General features: G+C 42.2%; 17 protein-coding genes. 10 read left to right on the forward strand and 7 right to left on the reverse strand.

Annotated elements, in window-relative coordinates; translation table 11 throughout:
* Positions 1-21 precede the first annotated feature (21 nt).
* The 3 genes from DDV96_RS09930 (at position 22) to DDV96_RS09940 (ending at position 3,579) form a co-directional block, all read left to right on the forward strand.
* Positions 22-690, forward strand: coding sequence for a succinate dehydrogenase cytochrome b subunit (locus DDV96_RS09930; protein WP_116694621.1), 669 nt, complete (start codon positions 22-24; stop codon positions 688-690).
* A gap of 12 nt (positions 691-702) precedes the next feature.
* On the forward strand, positions 703-2,706 hold the full coding sequence (locus DDV96_RS09935; protein WP_116694622.1) for a fumarate reductase/succinate dehydrogenase flavoprotein subunit: 2,004 nt from the start codon (positions 703-705) through the stop codon (positions 2,704-2,706).
* Between the two features lie 126 nt (positions 2,707-2,832).
* On the forward strand, positions 2,833-3,579 hold the full coding sequence (locus DDV96_RS09940; protein ID WP_116694623.1) for a succinate dehydrogenase/fumarate reductase iron-sulfur subunit: 747 nt from the start codon (positions 2,833-2,835) through the stop codon (positions 3,577-3,579).
* A 432-nt stretch (positions 3,580-4,011) separates the two neighbouring features.
* Here DDV96_RS09940 and DDV96_RS16100 read toward each other — a convergent pair whose 3' ends face one another.
* Positions 4,012-4,143, reverse strand: coding sequence for a hypothetical protein (locus tag DDV96_RS16100; RefSeq protein WP_262497874.1), 132 nt, complete (start codon positions 4,141-4,143; stop codon positions 4,012-4,014).
* Between the two features lie 54 nt (positions 4,144-4,197).
* Here DDV96_RS16100 and DDV96_RS09950 point away from each other — a divergent pair, with 54 nt between their 5' ends.
* Positions 4,198-4,668: a very short patch repair endonuclease gene (locus DDV96_RS09950; protein WP_206074018.1), complete on the forward strand. Its 471-nt coding sequence runs from the start codon at positions 4,198-4,200 to the stop codon at positions 4,666-4,668.
* 19 nt (positions 4,669-4,687) lie between these two features.
* On the opposite strand, the gene DDV96_RS09955 is transcribed toward DDV96_RS09950, so the two are convergent.
* Positions 4,688-6,925 carry a tetratricopeptide repeat-containing hybrid sensor histidine kinase/response regulator gene (locus DDV96_RS09955; protein WP_116694625.1) on the reverse strand — a complete coding sequence of 746 codons (2,238 nt, stop codon included), beginning with the start codon at positions 6,923-6,925 and terminating at the stop codon, positions 4,688-4,690.
* 90 nt (positions 6,926-7,015) lie between these two features.
* On the opposite strand from DDV96_RS09955, the gene DDV96_RS09960 reads away from it, so the two are divergent.
* Positions 7,016-8,152 carry a methionine aminotransferase gene (locus tag DDV96_RS09960; RefSeq protein ID WP_116694626.1) on the forward strand — a complete coding sequence of 379 codons (1,137 nt, stop codon included), beginning with the start codon at positions 7,016-7,018 and terminating at the stop codon, positions 8,150-8,152.
* A 19-nt stretch (positions 8,153-8,171) separates the two neighbouring features.
* Here DDV96_RS09960 and DDV96_RS09965 read toward each other — a convergent pair whose 3' ends face one another.
* Positions 8,172-8,366, reverse strand: a complete 195-nt coding sequence (locus DDV96_RS09965; protein WP_116694627.1) for a hypothetical protein — start codon at positions 8,364-8,366, stop codon at positions 8,172-8,174.
* A 198-nt stretch (positions 8,367-8,564) separates the two neighbouring features.
* On the opposite strand from DDV96_RS09965, the gene DDV96_RS09970 reads away from it, so the two are divergent.
* From DDV96_RS09970 to DDV96_RS09975, 3 genes are all read left to right on the forward strand, one after another.
* Positions 8,565-8,867 (forward strand): hypothetical protein, encoded by a 303-nt coding sequence (locus tag DDV96_RS09970; protein ID WP_116694628.1) that lies wholly within the window; start codon positions 8,565-8,567, stop codon positions 8,865-8,867.
* A gap of 64 nt (positions 8,868-8,931) precedes the next feature.
* Positions 8,932-9,102, forward strand: coding sequence for a hypothetical protein (locus DDV96_RS15850; RefSeq protein WP_165805999.1), 171 nt, complete (start codon positions 8,932-8,934; stop codon positions 9,100-9,102).
* A 76-nt stretch (positions 9,103-9,178) separates the two neighbouring features.
* Positions 9,179-9,958 carry an amidohydrolase gene (locus tag DDV96_RS09975; RefSeq protein WP_116694629.1) on the forward strand — a complete coding sequence of 260 codons (780 nt, stop codon included), beginning with the start codon at positions 9,179-9,181 and terminating at the stop codon, positions 9,956-9,958.
* Here DDV96_RS09975 and DDV96_RS09980 read toward each other — a convergent pair.
* Together DDV96_RS09980 and DDV96_RS09985 are read right to left on the reverse strand one after the other, a co-directional pair.
* Positions 9,903-11,549 (reverse strand): Ig-like domain-containing protein, encoded by a 1,647-nt coding sequence (locus DDV96_RS09980; protein ID WP_116694630.1) that lies wholly within the window; start codon positions 11,547-11,549, stop codon positions 9,903-9,905. The two genes, DDV96_RS09975 and DDV96_RS09980, sit on opposite strands and share 56 nt — an antisense overlap.
* Before the next feature lie 111 nt (positions 11,550-11,660).
* The gene (locus DDV96_RS09985) at positions 11,661-12,335 is read right to left on the reverse strand and encodes a ComF family protein (RefSeq protein WP_116694631.1); all 675 of its coding nucleotides are present in this window, start codon (positions 12,333-12,335) and stop codon (positions 11,661-11,663) included.
* A gap of 78 nt (positions 12,336-12,413) precedes the next feature.
* Between DDV96_RS09985 and DDV96_RS09990 the strand changes: the two genes are divergently transcribed.
* Both DDV96_RS09990 and DDV96_RS09995 read left to right on the forward strand, forming a co-directional pair.
* Positions 12,414-13,301, forward strand: coding sequence for a hypothetical protein (locus DDV96_RS09990; RefSeq protein ID WP_116694632.1), 888 nt, complete (start codon positions 12,414-12,416; stop codon positions 13,299-13,301).
* Between the two features lie 62 nt (positions 13,302-13,363).
* Positions 13,364-14,899: a glycine--tRNA ligase gene (locus tag DDV96_RS09995; RefSeq protein WP_116694633.1), complete on the forward strand. Its 1,536-nt coding sequence runs from the start codon at positions 13,364-13,366 to the stop codon at positions 14,897-14,899.
* Between the two features lie 108 nt (positions 14,900-15,007).
* Here DDV96_RS09995 and DDV96_RS10000 read toward each other — a convergent pair whose 3' ends face one another.
* Positions 15,008-15,349 (reverse strand): hypothetical protein, encoded by a 342-nt coding sequence (locus DDV96_RS10000; protein WP_116694634.1) that lies wholly within the window; start codon positions 15,347-15,349, stop codon positions 15,008-15,010.
* Entirely contained in the window at positions 15,346-16,503 is a 1,158-nt protein-coding gene (locus DDV96_RS10005) for a sensor histidine kinase (RefSeq protein WP_116694635.1), read from the reverse strand. The genes DDV96_RS10000 and DDV96_RS10005 overlap by 4 nt, the downstream gene beginning before the upstream one ends.
* Positions 16,504-16,597: the final 94 nt, after the last annotated feature.

Raw genomic sequence — 16,597 nt, forward strand, 5'->3', positions numbered from 1 at the left:
TTTTTCAAAAGTTAAACCATAATGGGAAAATTATCCGCTTCGATCGCCAAAAAGGTGGCGATGGCCCTTTCAGGTCTATTTCTTGTATTGTTTCTTGCACAGCATTTTACCATCAACTTTACTTCGGTTTTTTCTGAAGAAACGTTTAACAGCTGGTCGCATTTTATGGGGCACAACTATATTGTGCAGTTTATTTTCCAGCCTATTTTAATTTTTGGGGTTGTATTTCACTTTGTGATGGGCATTGTGTTGGAGCTTAAAAACAACAAAGCCCGAAAAATAAGTTACAAATCATACAAAGGAAACTCCAACTCTACTTGGGCCTCTCGGAATATGATTATTTCCGGTGCTGTGATCTTGGCTTTTTTAGGATTGCATTTTTACGATTTCTGGGTGCCGGAGATCGTTCATAAATATGTAGAGTCCAACCCTGAAGATGCATTTAGGTATTATACTGAATTGGTCCAAAAGTTTGAAAGCCCTGTGCGCACCGGTATTTACGTGTTGGCGTTCGTGCTGTTGATGTTCCATTTATGGCACGGCTTTGCCTCCTCCTTCCAGACGATGGGATGGAACAATAAATACTCGAAAGCCGTAAAAGGATTCACAAAACTGTATGCTATTATAATACCATTAGGTTTTATCGTGATTGCCTTGTACCATCATTTTTTTAATCAAATTCCCCACTAAACCGCAACAGCTATGTCGATATTAGATTCCAAAATACCAGAAGGGCCTTTAGCCGAAAAGTGGACAAACCATAAAAACAATATTAATCTGGTAAACCCAGCCAATAAACGAAACATCGATGTCATCGTTGTGGGCACAGGTTTGGCAGGAGGAAGCGCCGCGGCAACTTTGGCCGAATTGGGCTACAACGTAAAAACGTTCTGTTATCAAGATTCGCCTCGCAGGGCACACTCCATTGCCGCACAGGGAGGGATCAACGCTTCCAAGAATTACCAAGGTGATGGCGACTCTGACTACCGCTTGTTTTACGATACCGTAAAAGGCGGCGACTACCGTTCGCGCGAAGGCAACGTATATCGTCTTGCCGAGGTGTCGGCCAACATCATCGACCAGTGTGTGGCACAAGGGGTCCCCTTTGCCCGTGAGTACGGTGGGCTGTTGGACAACCGATCGTTTGGTGGTGTATTGGTATCGCGTACCTTTTATGCGAAAGGACAAACAGGCCAACAATTGCTGTTAGGAGCATATGCCGCTATGAACCGCCAAATTAACCGTGGTAAAATCGAAGCGTTTAACCGCCACGAAATGTTGGATTTGGTCCTTATTGACGGAAAAGCTCGTGGCATTATCGCCCGTGATTTGGTTACAGGCGAGTTGGAAAGGCATTCTGCACATGCGGTAGTGATTGCTTCAGGAGGCTACGGAAACGTGTTTTTCCTTTCTACCAATGCAATGGGGAGCAATGTAACGGCATCTTGGAAAATACATAAAAAAGGGGCTTACTTTGCCAACCCGTGTTACACGCAGATACATCCTACCTGTATTCCGGTTTCTGGCGATCACCAGTCCAAATTAACGTTGATGTCCGAATCGCTCCGTAATGATGGCCGTATATGGGTTCCGAAGAAAAAAGAAGATGCCGAGGCCATTCGCCAAGGTAAACTAAAACCTACCGAACTTTCAGAAGACGAGCGCGATTATTACTTAGAACGCCGTTACCCATCTTTTGGTAACTTGGTGCCTCGTGATGTGGCTTCCCGTGCGGCAAAAGAGCGTTGCGATGCCGGATTTGGCGTGAACAAAACCGGTGAGGCCGTATTCTTGGATTTTGCATCGGCCATTAAACGCTACGGAAAAGAACAAGCCGTGATGCACGGAAACCACAACCCTAGTGAAGAAGAAGTAACAAAACTTGGAAAAGAAGTTGTCGCGAATAAATACGGCAACTTATTTGAAATGTACGAGAAAATCGTGGATGCAAACCCGTACGAAACCCCCATGATGATTTATCCTGCAGTACATTACACTATGGGCGGCATTTGGGTAGATTATAACCTGCAATCTACTATTCCGGGCTGTTATGTGACCGGCGAAGCCAATTTCAGCGATCACGGAGCCAACCGCTTGGGAGCTTCGGCATTGATGCAAGGTTTGGCCGATGGTTATTTTATTTTGCCTTATACCATTGGCGACTATCTCGCCGACGACATTAGGACTGGCAAAATCGCAACCGACCAACCTGAATTTGAAGAAGCTGAAAAGAACGTACGTGAACGTTTAGAGAAATTAATCAATAACAAAGGCAGCAAATCTGTCGATGACATCCACAAGCGTTTGGGTAAAATTATGTGGAATAAATGCGGAATGTCCCGAAACGCAAAAGGCTTGAAAGAAGCCATAACGGAAATAAGGGAATTGCGCGAACAATTTTGGAACGAAGTAAAAGTGCCCGGCTCCATGGATGAGATGAACCCGGAACTGGAAAAAGCCGGCCGTGTGGCAGATTTCCTTGAGCTAGGTGAATTATTTGCTAAAGATGCCCTGCACCGGGAAGAATCCTGTGGCGGTCACTTTAGGGAAGAATACCAAACCGATGAAGGAGAAGCCATGCGCGATGACGAAAACTTTATGTACGTAGCCGCTTGGGAGTACAACGGAGAACCCAGCGAAGCGGTATTGCACAAAGAACAGCTGGAATACGACTATATTGAAGTGAAAACGCGGAGTTATAAGTAAGTTAATGAAGTTCACGGATATATTAAGTATTTGAAAAGTTAAAGAAATAAATGTGCTTAGTAACTGAATAGTATAGTAACCTATAATCTAAAAGCTCAGTAACCAAGTACCCAAATTAGCGAAGCTATGAAACTTACACTAAAAATATGGCGTCAAAAAAACGCTGACACTAAAGGAAGTTTGCAAACCTACCCGATCGACGGAATAGACGGTGATATGTCCTTTTTGGAAATGCTGGACGTGTTAAACGAAGAACTTATCGAAAAAGGCGAAGAGCCTGTGGTGTTCGATCACGATTGCCGTGAAGGAATTTGCGGTTCCTGTTCTTTGCAAATTGATGGTAGGCCGCACGGTCCCGAACGCCATACTACTACTTGCCAATTGCACATGCGCCATTTTAACGATGGCGATACGGTGATTGTAGAGCCGTTCAGGGCGACTGCTTTCCCCGTTATTAAGGATCTAATGGTAGATCGTAGTTCTTTTGACCGCATTCAACAGGCCGGTGGGTATGTTTCGGTTAACACCTCGGGAAACACCATCGATGCCAACGCCACACCAGTAGAGAAAGACAATGCAGACGAAGCTTTCAACTCGGCTACGTGTATTGGTTGTGGTGCTTGTGTAGCCGCGTGTGTAAATGCCAGTGCGATGTTGTTCACTTCGGCTAAAGTGAGCCAGTTTGCTTTGTTGCCACAAGGTGAAGTAGAAGCGACACGGCGTGTTTTGAATATGGTAGAGCAAATGGACAAAGAAGGTTTTGGTGCGTGCAGCAATACCGGGGCCTGCTTTATTGAGTGTCCAAAAGATATTTCGCTGGAAAACATTGCCCGTATCAACCGGGAGTACTTAAAGGCGAGTGCCGAAGGGTAAACGAAAAAAAAATTTACTGTTTATAAAAACCCAGATCTTTTTTAGGTTTGGGTTTTTATTAATACCCTATGATTAAAATACCTTTTAAAGGAAGTTTTAGCCTGTTGCTTATGTAAAGTGTTTCTAAAAAGGAATAGATTTTGGAAAAGTCATCTCCTCCTCTATAATTGTTTCGAACAGCGATGATAAGATATTCCACTTCAAACATCATGCAGGCTTGAAAAATATTTTTTAAAAACTGATTGTTAGCTACCGCTCTTCCTGCTTCAACTTCAAGTACTATCTTTCCATCGTTGCTTATTGCATCGGCATGAAAGCTTTTATCTATTTGATTGTTTTGACCAAAAAGAACCGGTACGGGTATTTTCTCCTTCTTTCTTTTACCGGTTTCTACTTTAAAATCAAGTTCTTCCAGAAAAGGCCTCAGTTTTTCTAAACATGATTGCTATTGTGTTGGTGGTCTTCCGAAGAAATTTCAGCAGTAACAGTGTTAAAACAGTTGATTACGGCCTGTATTTCTGAAGTAATGCCATTGGAACGTGGAAAAAACTGAAAACGAATCATAAGAAGCAGGATATAACGTTTTAAATTATAAGTTTTATGCTTACCTTAAAACAAATGTCCTACGAAGATAATAAAATAAAAGTACCACGGTTTAACGAGGAGTCTGGGTTTTACACCACTAAAAAACGTTCCAAGATCATGAGCAGGATAGGTGGCAAGAACACCAAGCCCGAAATGCTGTTCCGAAGGGCACTGTGGGCAAAAGGGATTCGGTATCGGGTTCATTCAAAACAGTTGCCGGGCAAGCCCGATGTTTCCATTAAAAAATACAAATTGGCAATTTTTATCGATGGCGAATTTTGGCACGGCTATAATTGGAACGAGAAAAAGGAGACCATTAAAAGCAACCGTGGTTTTTGGATTCCCAAAATTGAGCGGAACATGCAACGCGACCGCGAAGTAAACCAACAATTGCAAGAAATGGGCTATACCGTTTTCAGGTTTTGGGAACGGGAAGTGAAAAACCAGCTCAAAAAATGCATAAACGACGTTATGGTCTATATTCAAACAGGCTACACTACCTAACGTATAACCGGATTATAATTTAGAAAAACTGGGGCGCCATTTTACCAGAGTAAAAAACCGTGAGGTTGCGTAAGATAACCTGTAGAAACTTGTTCATATCGTAGGGTTTTACAATGATGTCGTTCATCCCGCTGTTGTAGATTTCAAACCGCATATCTTCCACTTCAACGGCTGTCAAGGCGATAATGGGGATGGTAGTGTTGAAACTCCGTATTTTTTTGGTCGCCTCCAGCCCATCCATAACGGGCATATTGATGTCCATAAGCACCAAATCGAAATTGTTTTGCTTTACTTGCTCCACAGCTTCCTTGCCGTTTTCGGCAATGGTACACAGTACTTGGTTCTTGGTCAAAATCTTCTTGGTCACCGCTTGGTTGATTCGGTTATCTTCAACAATGAGAATGCGTTTGTCCACCAACAGTTTTTTGTTCAACAAATTGTCTTCTGGTTTATTTTCGGCTTTGTCCACTACTTCAAAGCTTAAATCGAACCAAAAGCTGGATCCTCCTTTCTTTTTGCTTTCCACGTTTATTTCTGAATTGGAGCGTTTCAACAGTTTTTTTACAATGGTCAGCCCCAGTCCAGTGCCTTGATAGCTGTAGTTTTCGTTATCCACTTGCGAAAATGCATTGAAGATGCGCTCTTGGTCTTTTTCTGAAATACCAATGCCCGTATCGGTTACTTTAAAACACAGTACCGCATTGGTGGCGCTTACTTTCACAGGATTTACCGAAATGGTTATTTGCCCGTTTTCGGTAAATTTACACGCATTGCCCACCAAGTTCATTAAAATCTGGGAGAGGGCAATTGCGTTGCCCCGAAGCACTTTTGGCACTTTATCTGAAATGTGCACCGACAGCTTATTTTTGTTTTGAAGCCGCATATACTCAAAAGATGAAGCTATTTTGTCCAATAAATTATCAATATTGAAATTGGTAATGTGCGCTTCCATTTTATTGGCGTCTATTTTATTGATCTGCAGCACATTGTTGATCAAGGCCAATAAGTAATCTGCCGAGAATTTTAACGACTTTAGGTCTTCTTCGTGGTTTTTCAGCGACGGGTCTTCCAATAAAATAGAGCTCAGCCCTATTACGCCGTACAGCGGTGTTCGCAGTTCGTGGCTTACGGTAGAGAAAAACTCGGTCTTGGAACGCGACATTTTTTCGGCGTGTTGTTTGGCTTCCAAAAACTCCCGGTTGCGCCTCCTGAGCTTTCGTACCAGTTGTTTACGTCTGCGGAAGGCTAGCAAGAAAATGATGAACAGCAACAAAAGTATTCCAGATATAACATACAGTATGGTATTCAAGTTGCTTTTGTTCTTTACGATTTCGGCCTGCAATTGGTTTTTAAGTTCGGCGGCTTCAATGTCCTTTCGGTATTCTGAAACCTGAAATTTTGCCGATACCGTTTCGGTCTGTGCATTGTTTACGTTGCGCATGTTTTGTTCCAGGTATTTATCAAACTCTGCGCGCATTTTATAGGCTTCTTTATACTTTTCTTGTGCAAAGAGGCTTTTACTGAGCCCTAAGTAAGCAGATTCCAGCTCTAAACTGAGGTTTTTCTTTTTTGCTTCTTCTATGGCTTTGTTAAAATAACTGTCTGCCAATTCGTAATTCCCTTTTTCAAGGTGGTATTCGCCCGTTAAAACGTCAATACCTATGTAATTGAAGTGTTCCTTGTTAAAATCATTGAATTTTCTGGCTTTCAATAAATGTACATAAGCTTTATTGAGCTCGTTGGCATCCATGGCCGTTAAAACAGTGTTGTAATGGGCATCTGCTATGCCTGCAGAGTCTTTCAGCTTTTCAAAAAGGGCAATGGATTTGTCGTGGTACTGAAATGCCTTTTCATAATTCTGTTCCAGTTCGGCATACACATTGGCCAAGTCCATGTATGAAAGTGCGGTCGCCGTATCGTTTTTGGCAAGTTTAGCATAGCGTTCAGACTTCTCAAAGCTTTCTTTGGCCTGAAGGGTGTCGTTGAGGCCTAAATAATCATAGCCTAAATTTCGGTAACCTTGATGTATGTGGTAGTTGTTTTGGTTTTTTAAGCCTTTTTTAAGTAATTCGATGTTCAATTTAAGCGACTCTTCATAATCGCCCTTGTTGTAATAGATGTCAGCAGCTTTGTCCAGCTCCTTAAAGGAATAGTGTTCATAGAATGGCAGGCTGTCCTGTGGCTGGTTTTCAGTTTGAGCAGCTGTAAACTGAATAACGTGCCAAAAGCAACAGAGCAGGAGTATTTTTTTGTTCATATAAAAAAGCCAATAAAAAAAACAAGGTACGTAATTTCTTAAAAAAATCGACTTTTTGGAAGAGTTAATATATACCCTTACATTTACAGTATGATCTCAAAACTGCCCAATACCACTACGTCTATTTTCAGCATTATGAGCCAATTGGCCGCTGACCACCATGCTATCAATTTAGCCCAAGGCTTCCCTGGGTTTGAAAGTGATTCCGTTTTGATCGATCTTGTGAACAAAGCGATGAAAGACGGGTATAACCAATATGCCCCGATGCCGGGCGACAAAAAACTGCGGGAAGTGATTTCAAAAAAAATTGAAAGCCTTTACCACAAAAAATACCAAGCCGATAGGGAAATTACCATTACAGCAGGAGCCACACAGGCCATTTTTACCGCAATTGCAGCTACGATCCACAAAGACGATGAGGTGCTGCTCTTTACCCCGGCCTATGACTGCTATAAGCCTTCGGTAGAATTGTTTGGCGGAAAAACGGTTGAAATTCAGTTAGAAGCTCCAGATTATCAACCTAATTGGGAGAAAGTTTCAGAAAAAATAACGCCAAAAACCAAAATGATCATCATCAATACCCCGCACAATCCCAGTGGTATGTTGTTTGCTGAAGCTGATATGCTGCAATTGCAGAAAATTGCCGAAGAAAACGATTTGCTGGTATTGAGCGATGAGGTGTACGAGCACATCGTGTTTGATGACGCCGAGCACCAAAGCGCCGCCAAGTTCCCACAGTTGGCCAAGCGCACGTTTATAACCGCTTCTTTTGGAAAGACCTTTCACAACACCGGATGGAAAATGGGCTATTGCGCAGCACCCGAATATTTAATGAAGGAGTTTCAAAAAGTGCATCAATTCAATGTGTTTTCGGTAAACCACCCTGTTCAAAAAGCATTGGCAACTTATTTGCAGAACGAAGCAAACTATACATCGCTGCCTTCCTTTTATCAAGAAAAACGGGACTTCTTTTTAGAAGCAATTAAAGATTCCCGTTTTAAATTCACACCTTCTAAAGGAACGTATTTTCAATTGCTCGATTTTTCTGAAATAAGCGATGAACGCGATATCGACTTTGCAGACCGATTGACCCGGGAACACAAAATAGCCACCATCCCCACTTCGGTATTCAATAAAGACAATCAGGATTTTAAACAATTACGGGTGTGTTTTGCCAAGACGGAAGAGGAACTGAAAAAAGCTGCAGCCATTTTAAATGGAATATAACAACTTGAGAAGTGCGGCCTTAACCTTTTCTTTTCTTTCTCCGCTTTAAGTAGGGGTGTTTTCGGGAAAGTTCTTCCCAAATCATTTTTAAGATGTAGAATATAACCGCTGCCAAGAACACCAAATGGAACAACACGCCAAAATCGAAAAAAAGCACGCCAACCAGCCAAGTGGCGCCAAACACGATTGATAGGATCAAGAAAAATGTTTTCATTGGTTTGGTATTTAAATGGATGTACGCCCTATAAATATAGTGTTTTTTTAGCTATTAATACGCCGAATTTACAATACAGCCAACAACACACTTTGCTCAAATAGCGATTGCACGTAAGATGTCTTTTAACGTTTTAGTAGGAATAAAAGGGCGGTCTTTTTACTACCTTTAAAAATGACGACCATAACCTTAAGTATCATGAACACAGAAGAAAAACAAAACCCCAAGTATGTAGCGGGAAGCGATGAAGCACAACAGGAGAAATACACTGGAAAAACTGGGAAAGCTGACAAAGAAGAAGCAAAATTTCGAAGGGGCGATGATAACCGGCTGGAAATGTTGGGGAAAAAATGGAAACAGATACGCGATCCCTTTCTAGAAAAGCATAACCTGTCCTTTTCAGAAGATGAAAGCAGGGATTTTAGCGAAACGGTATCCTGTATAGCAGAACAAACAGGAATGAATAGGAAAGAAGTGCTGCAAAAAATAGAAGATTGGTGAGAATAATTTGATGTTATGCCTAAAATGCATAACTTTTTGAAGTTGAACCCTATAAAATTGAATTATGAACCGTTTTTTATTAATACTTGGCGTTTTATGCCTTCTCGCTTGGGGAGTATTGTACTTTTCAACCACGGTGAGCTGGTTGCACCCGCTTACTTTTTTTGGTGTGGCTTTTGTTATTTTAGGCTTTATTTGGAAACGCTCGCCAGATTATCACATTGGCCATAATTAAAGGTATTTTTGGATACCAGTTACTATATCCTGCGAGATGATGCCGAAGGCTTCCTTGTAAGTGTTAAAACGCGACTATGATTAAAAATTTAAAAACAACCCTCATTCAATCTAAACTGCATTGGGAAGATGCAGCCGCGAATAGACGCATGTTTTCAGAAAAAATGAATTCCATTTCTGAAGAAACCGATTTAATTATCCTTCCTGAAATGTTCACCACGGGCTTTTCCATGAACGCTTCAAACCTTGCCGAAGAAACCAACGGCAAAAGCCTAAATTGGATGATTTCCGAAGCCAAAAAACAAGACGCGGCCATAACGGGAAGTGTTATTATTAAAGAGGAAAGCAACTACTATAACCGGTTGTTCTTTGTTTTTCCCGATGGCAGTTACAAAACCTACGATAAAAAACACACGTTTACCTTTGCCGGGGAACACAAAACCTACAGCAAAGGAACCGAACGGCTTATCGTGGAGTACAAGGGCTGGAAAATTTGCCCGTTGGTTTGCTACGACCTGCGTTTTCCGGTTTGGTCCAGAAATACGGAAGATTATGATCTATTGCTGTATGTTGCGTGCTGGCCCAAAAAACGCACCTTTGCCTGGGACGCCCTGTTACGGGCCCGTGCCATAGAAAATATGAGTTACTGCATTGGGGTAAACCGGGTTGGGGTTGATGGCAACGGCCACGAATACAACGGTCATTCTGCAGTGTACAATGTGTTGGGAAAACAAGTTTCCAGAAAAGATTTTGAGACAGAGTTTGTTGAGACCCTAACCTTGACCAAAGGGCATATTGCAACTACTCGGGAGCATCTAAAGTTTCTGCAGGACCGCGATCGGTTTCGGTTAATATAAAGGTTTCGTTTAAGCTCCAATTGGCCCGTACCTCCAATTGCGACGGGTAATACAAAACCCGTTCGGGTTGTTGGCGGGTTAAAAAACGGCCGGTGTCCCATTTTTTGTTGCTGTTTTCGTCAAAAACAACGCGCACGTAATACGTTCCAGGGTTGATATTTTTAAATAACACGGGTTGTAGTTCGGTGATGTACTCTTCTGCAATGACCTTGAACTTACTATCCACCAACTGGACGATTACAGGAAACTGCCGTAAATTTTCAAACGTTATGTTCAACGTGCCGTAATCTGAAACGGCCTTGGTTCGCAAGGTATAGGTGAGTGTATCGTTGGTTGCTTCGTAAAAGTCGGTCAATGCGCCGGGCAACAGCTGTACTTGGTAGGTTTTGTCCTCTGTTTTTGGAAAAAACACGTTGGCCACATTGTGTTTTTTATCGATGGCCATAATTGGCGGAATTGCGATGGAATCGTTATCCAAAACAGTTATCTTTTCATCATCAATCGCTTCCAATGGCGTGTTGGCCAGCAATTTCAAGGTGTCACTGGGCAGCATGATACCCGTTTGTAAAGGCTCTATTTTTAAGGAATCCCGGTACAGGTTCCGCATTTTTACGTTTAGGGTATCGATAATGCCGCTGTTTCTAGCCAAGAACAACAGCGAATCGTTCTCCACCTCAGGCTTAAACCAATAGTGCAGCGTGTCTTTTTTAAGGTCTTTGTAGGTTTTTTCTTCAAAGTTTGATGGAACTTGCGAAAGCAGTTCCAGTTGCAAGCTGTCGGCAATGCCTTGATAACCAAATATAATGTGGTTTTTCGATTCGTGCTTGGGTCGGGCAACTTGGTATGCTGGGGTTTCTTTAAAAAGGGTAAGGGTGAAAGTGCTGTCTGTTGGTAAACTAATAATTTCCGAAGCGACCCCAATCTTGTCGTTTTCGGGCTGAAAAGTGTAATCGTTGTTATTTTCTTTTAAGGCCATCAGCAGGTAATTGCCTTCTTTCACATTGGTGATTTCAAAAATACCCGTGCTGTCTTTGGTAGTGGTAATGTACTTCGGTTTTTCGGAATAAACTAAAGAATCCACGAAGGTTTCGTCCACTTCATACAGCATGACGGTGGTAGGGATTTCTGGATTGGGCAACAAGGCATCCTGTACGCGGCCCTTCACGTTAAGGCTGTCGATATAGCTTCCGGTAGAGAATACGTATTTGTAATATTCAAACGGATTTTCCTCATTATTATCGACAATGCTCTGTCCAAAGTTTATGGAATAGGTCGTGTTTTCCTTTAAAGTGTCTTCTATTTGAATGCGCAAGCGTTTTGAGGTGCTCAAGGGCGTGATATTGGGCGGATACTTGAGTGGTGGGGAAATGATAAGTTTTTTCTGAAGGTCTTTCAGCTTAATATATTCATCAAAATAAATGCTTATTTCATTCCCTGTAAAGTTCGTGGTATAGTTTTCGGGCACGCTTCTTACGATCACGGGCGGAATGCTGTCGCGTTCGCCTCCAGATGGTGAGCCCTTTTTGGCGCATTCTACAAACGAAAGTAGAAAAAGCAATACGATGGGAATGTATAACAATCGGCTTTTCATCAAGGCAAAAATAAGGATTCTTTGGTTCTAAGGTATTTTAGCAGGATGTAAATTTAATCTTTTCGATTTTTGCGACCTGCTTGCCGGCCGGCCGGTTTGTTATTTTGATTATTACGCAATAGCAATGGTTGCCAAGCTAAGTTTTATCCCTTTGGCCTTCAGCAATTGCTGGGCACAGGTTTCGAGCGTGGCTCCGGTGGTAACGATGTCGTCCACCAGTAATATGTGCTTTCCTTCAATGATTTCTTTTTTCTGAAGGGAAAATACGCCTTCTTCTTTCCACAAGGGGTTAAACCGGGAAAACCGTTCTTTAAACACCTGCGAATTTGTTTTTGAAATTTTAAGCAGCACATCGTCGCGGTATGGAACGTTCAGGGCGTTGGCAATAGCCTTTCCGAAACCTTCCACTTGGTTGTATCCCCGTTTTTTCAGCTTCTGTTTATGGAGCGGCACGGGAATCACCAAATCGATGGTGCTGTAGCTTTTTGTTTCTGAAAGTTCGCCGCCCAGCCATTTTCCGAAGAACCCGCTAATGTGCTCTTGGTTCCTGTACTTTAGGTTATGAAGAATGTTCTGGGTAATCCCCCTTTTCTGAAACTGAAGCAGGGCAGTGGCCTGTTCAACGGGAAAGCGACCATAAAAAACGGTAGCGAAGGTGGGGTCGTCGTTTCTGTGATGACAGGCCAAGGGCAAGTTAAACCTACACGTGGCGCAGAGCACTTTTTCGTCCCGCAAAAGCAGTTCGTTGCAACCGGCACATACCTTCGGGAACAAAAGATTTAACATAATTTAAAATTTTTTACCATTTCGTAAACGTTTCGGTTACTGCCCCGTTCGTATTTTAGCATTTAAAACCATCTTGATATGCCAGATTCAGAAACCAGCGGGACCAAGTTTAAAATACTCATAGGAGTATTGTCTGTATTGTTGATCGCCCTTGCCGTTTACACCGTTTCTCTTTATAACGATAGTAAAGATAAGGTAACTGGGCTGGAGCAACAAAAACAAACGATTGAAAATGAACTGGAAGAGTTGATTGCCAACTACGATGAAGTGATCCAAGACAACGAACTTAAGGACAAAGACCTCCTTGCTGCCCGTGAGCGTATTGAAGTTTTGTTGGATTCGGTAAAAGACGCTGAGGCCAATGTACTGTTGATAGAGCGTTATAAAAATGAAATAGGCAGGCTGAAACGCGAACGCACCATGCTCTTTAAACGGGCGGATAGTTTGATCGCTGCCAACAAACGCATCGCCATGGAGCGCGACAGCACCACAACCGTGCTTAACGAAACCATAAAAGTGGTCGATTCGGTCAACCAAGAAAATACTTCTATGGCCGAAACCATTGAAAAAGGGTCTATTGTCAACGCAACCGATTTAAGGGGCGAGGCCGTCATTATCCGTAACAGTGGTAAAGTGGTCGATACCCGCCGTGCTAGCAGGGCAGATAAAATAAGGGCTTGCTTTACCTTGGCACCTAACGTTATTGCCAAAAGTGGAGACCGTGATCTGTATGTACAGGTCATTAATCCCAAAAATAACTTGTTGGGCGTTAAAGAAACCATTGGTTTTGATAATGGCGAATTTTTAAATTACAGTGCAAAATCCACCGTGTTTTATGAAAATGAAGAATTGGACGTTTGTGTACTGGTAGATGCAACCGAAAACAACCTAATTGAAGGGCGTTATGTGGTCAATGTTTTTGACGGCAAAAACCAAGTGGCCAGCACCACCATGGAATTAAAGTAACAACCACAATAAATTTATGAAACCGCTATGTGTTATCGTAGCGGTTTTTTTATTTTTGCGCTATGGCAAACAACGAAGATCATTTTAAAAAGGTAGTCTCCCACGCAAAAGAATATGGATATGTTTTTGCGTCCAGTGAAATCTATGACGGGCTCAGCGCCGTGTACGATTATGCCCAAAACGGGGTGGAGCTTAAAAACAACATCCGCAACTACTGGTGGCGCAGTATGGTTCATATGCACCAGAACATTGTGGGCATCGATGCCGCTATATTGATGCATCCCACCACGTGGAAAGCCTCTGGCCACGTCGACGCCTTTACCGATCCTTTGATAGACAACAAGGACTCCAAAAAACGCTACCGCGCCGATGTATTGATCGAAGATTATGCCGAAAAATTAGAGCAGAAAGCACAGAAAGAAATAAAGAAAGCCAAAAAACGCTTTGGGGACGCTTTTGACGAAACCCAGTTTGTGAGTACGCACCCCCGGGTGGTTCGCTATAGGGAGGAACAAAAAGAAATCTTGGGCCGTATGGCAAAATCGCTTGCTGCCGAAGATTTAAAAGATGTTAAGACCCTTATTGAAGAACTGGGCATAGCTTGTCCTGAAACCGGAAGTAAAAACTGGACCGAAGTACGGCAATTCAACTTAATGTTCGGTACCAAATTGGGTGCCTCGGCAGAACATGCGACCGATTTATACTTGCGTCCCGAAACGGCGCAAGGGATTTTCGTGAACTTCTTAAACGTACAGAAAACCGGCCGGATGAAAATCCCTTTTGGTATCGCTCAAACGGGAAAGGCCTTTAGAAACGAAATCGTGGCACGGCAGTTCATTTTCCGTATGCGGGAGTTCGAGCAAATGGAAATGCAGTTTTTTGTGCGTCCTGGTGAAGAATTGAAATGGTACGAATACTGGAAAGAAACCCGCTTAAAATGGCATCTGTCGTTAGGGATGGGCGAAGAGAATTATCGTTTTCATGACCATGAGAAACTGGCACATTACGCCAATGCCGCAGCCGATATAGAGTTTAACTTTCCGTTTGGTTTTAAGGAGCTGGAAGGCATCCACTCCCGGACTGATTTCGACTTAAAGGCACATGAAGAATACAGTGGTAAAAAACTGCAATTCTTTGATCCTGAACTGAACAAAAACTACGTTCCTTATGTTGTAGAGACGTCCATTGGTCTAGACAGGATGTTTTTGGCCGTTTTAAGCAATGCTTTGGAAGAAGAGGAGTTGGAAGATGGCAAAACCAGAACGGTCTTAAAAATACCGGCTATCTTGGCCCCAACAAAGGCGGCCATTTTACCATTGGTGAAAAAAGACGGCCTACCAGAAATAGCCGAAAAAATAATCGAAGACTTGCAGTGGGACTACAACGTGGTTTATGACGAAAAAGATGCCGTTGGGCGTCGCTACCGCCGTCAAGATGCCGCTGGAACCCCTTTTTGTATCACCATAGACCACCAAACAAAAGAAGACAACACGGTGACCATTCGCGACCGCGACAGTATGGAGCAAGAACGCATTGATATTTCAGAAATTTCAGAAAAACTGAAAAAGAGCGTATCGTTCAAAACGTGGTTGCAATAAGTGTTTTGCAATAAACTAAACGAACGTCCCAAAACGCCCAATGTGTCAATTTACATTGGGCGTTTTTTTTTTGGAAAAGACTTGACTCGGCTTAAAACTTCAATATTCTTAAAACGTAATCAACATATAAACCATTGCTCCCACAGCAACAATGCCTAAGAGTATTAAACCATAGGCTAAGGGTTTTAATCGCAAATAGGTTGCTTTAGGATGCGCTTGTTTTTTATGGTATTGGTACACGCGTTCAATATCTTCGGTCCAGTTAACGGGGTATATGGTATTGTTGCAAGTATGGCAATACAGCTTTTCATCGATTTGTTTGTTAGCCTTATGGTAAAACGCTGTATGTTTCTCTTGTTGTGTGAAAGTAAATTCCAATCCGCTGGTATCGTAGCATTCTGGGCAGTTGTTGTTGAGGCGGGCGGTATGTAAAACGTGTTTGGTTATCATGAACTTTGCTGTAAGCGCAACGTTAATTGCATGGTGGTTCCTTTTCCGGGTGTGCTGTTTAAAACGTGTATTTTTCCGTTATGGTATGTTTCAATAATACGTTTTGCCAGCGACAATCCAAGGCCCCATCCCCTTTTTTTAGTGGTATAACCGGGCACGAACACGGCTTTGTGCTTTCTTTTTGAAATCCCTTTTCCGGTATCAGTAATGCGCAAATGTGCCTTTTTACTGTTCTTTTCTATGGAAATGGTAATGGTTCCTTTCCCTTTCATGGCATCGATACCGTTTTTTACCAAATTTTCGATGGTCCATCCAAAAAGTTGTGGGTTCAGCATAACGGGTACGGGTTCGTTGGGTACATTCAGTTTAAACTGAATCAATTTAGAGCTTCGGCTTTTCAAATAATCAAAAGCGGCTTGTGTTTCTACCACTAAATCTGCTTCTTGGAGTTTTGGTACCGAACCTATTTTTGAAAACCGCTCGGTAATGGTTTTTAAGCGGTCCACGTCCTTTTCAATTTCAGAAACATATTCCGGATTGACGGTTTCTTCTTTTAAAATTTCGGTCCAACCTACCAATGAAGAAAGCGGCGTGCCTATTTGGTGTGCTGTTTCTTTGGCCATTCCAGCCCAAAGCTTGTTCTGTTCGGCCGATTTGGATGTTTGGTAAAATAGGTAGATGGCCAAAAAGATGAGCAGGATAATTAAGATCAATACCGCTGGATAATATTTCAACTTATTGATAAGAGGGGAGTTTCCGTAATAAATTACCTGAAATAGTTCGTCTTCAAAATAGACTTTTATGGGTTTGTATTCCGAAGAAAACTGCTCAATGAGTTTTTTTCTTTTTTCGGGGGTATTGAATTTATTTTCGGGGATGTTCCGTTCGTTGTAGGTGTCGGCCTCTGGGTTGTAGAGGATCATGGGCGTGGTGTTGTTGCTCTGTATCACTACTGTTGCCGTTTCACTCACATTGTTTTCTGTAATACTTATTTTTTGCAGTTCTTCTTGAGCTGCAGCCCAAACCTGCATTTTATTACGCTCGTCATCTTTCAACTGATTGAAAAACACCAGCGTGTTCCATAAAATAAGGCCAATGATAATAACGGAGGCAGCAATAAAAAACCAACGGGTAAAAGCTGTTTTGTTGAACATAAAATAATTTTAAAAGCAATTTTCGCGCCTCATGATTTTTTAAAGGAAAGGCGGGAATAAATATAAAGCAAATATGTTGATATTATTGTACCAT

The sequence above is a fragment of the Marixanthomonas spongiae genome (assembly GCF_003095375.1).
Classification (GTDB): Bacteria; Bacteroidota; Bacteroidia; order Flavobacteriales; family Flavobacteriaceae; genus Marixanthomonas; species Marixanthomonas spongiae.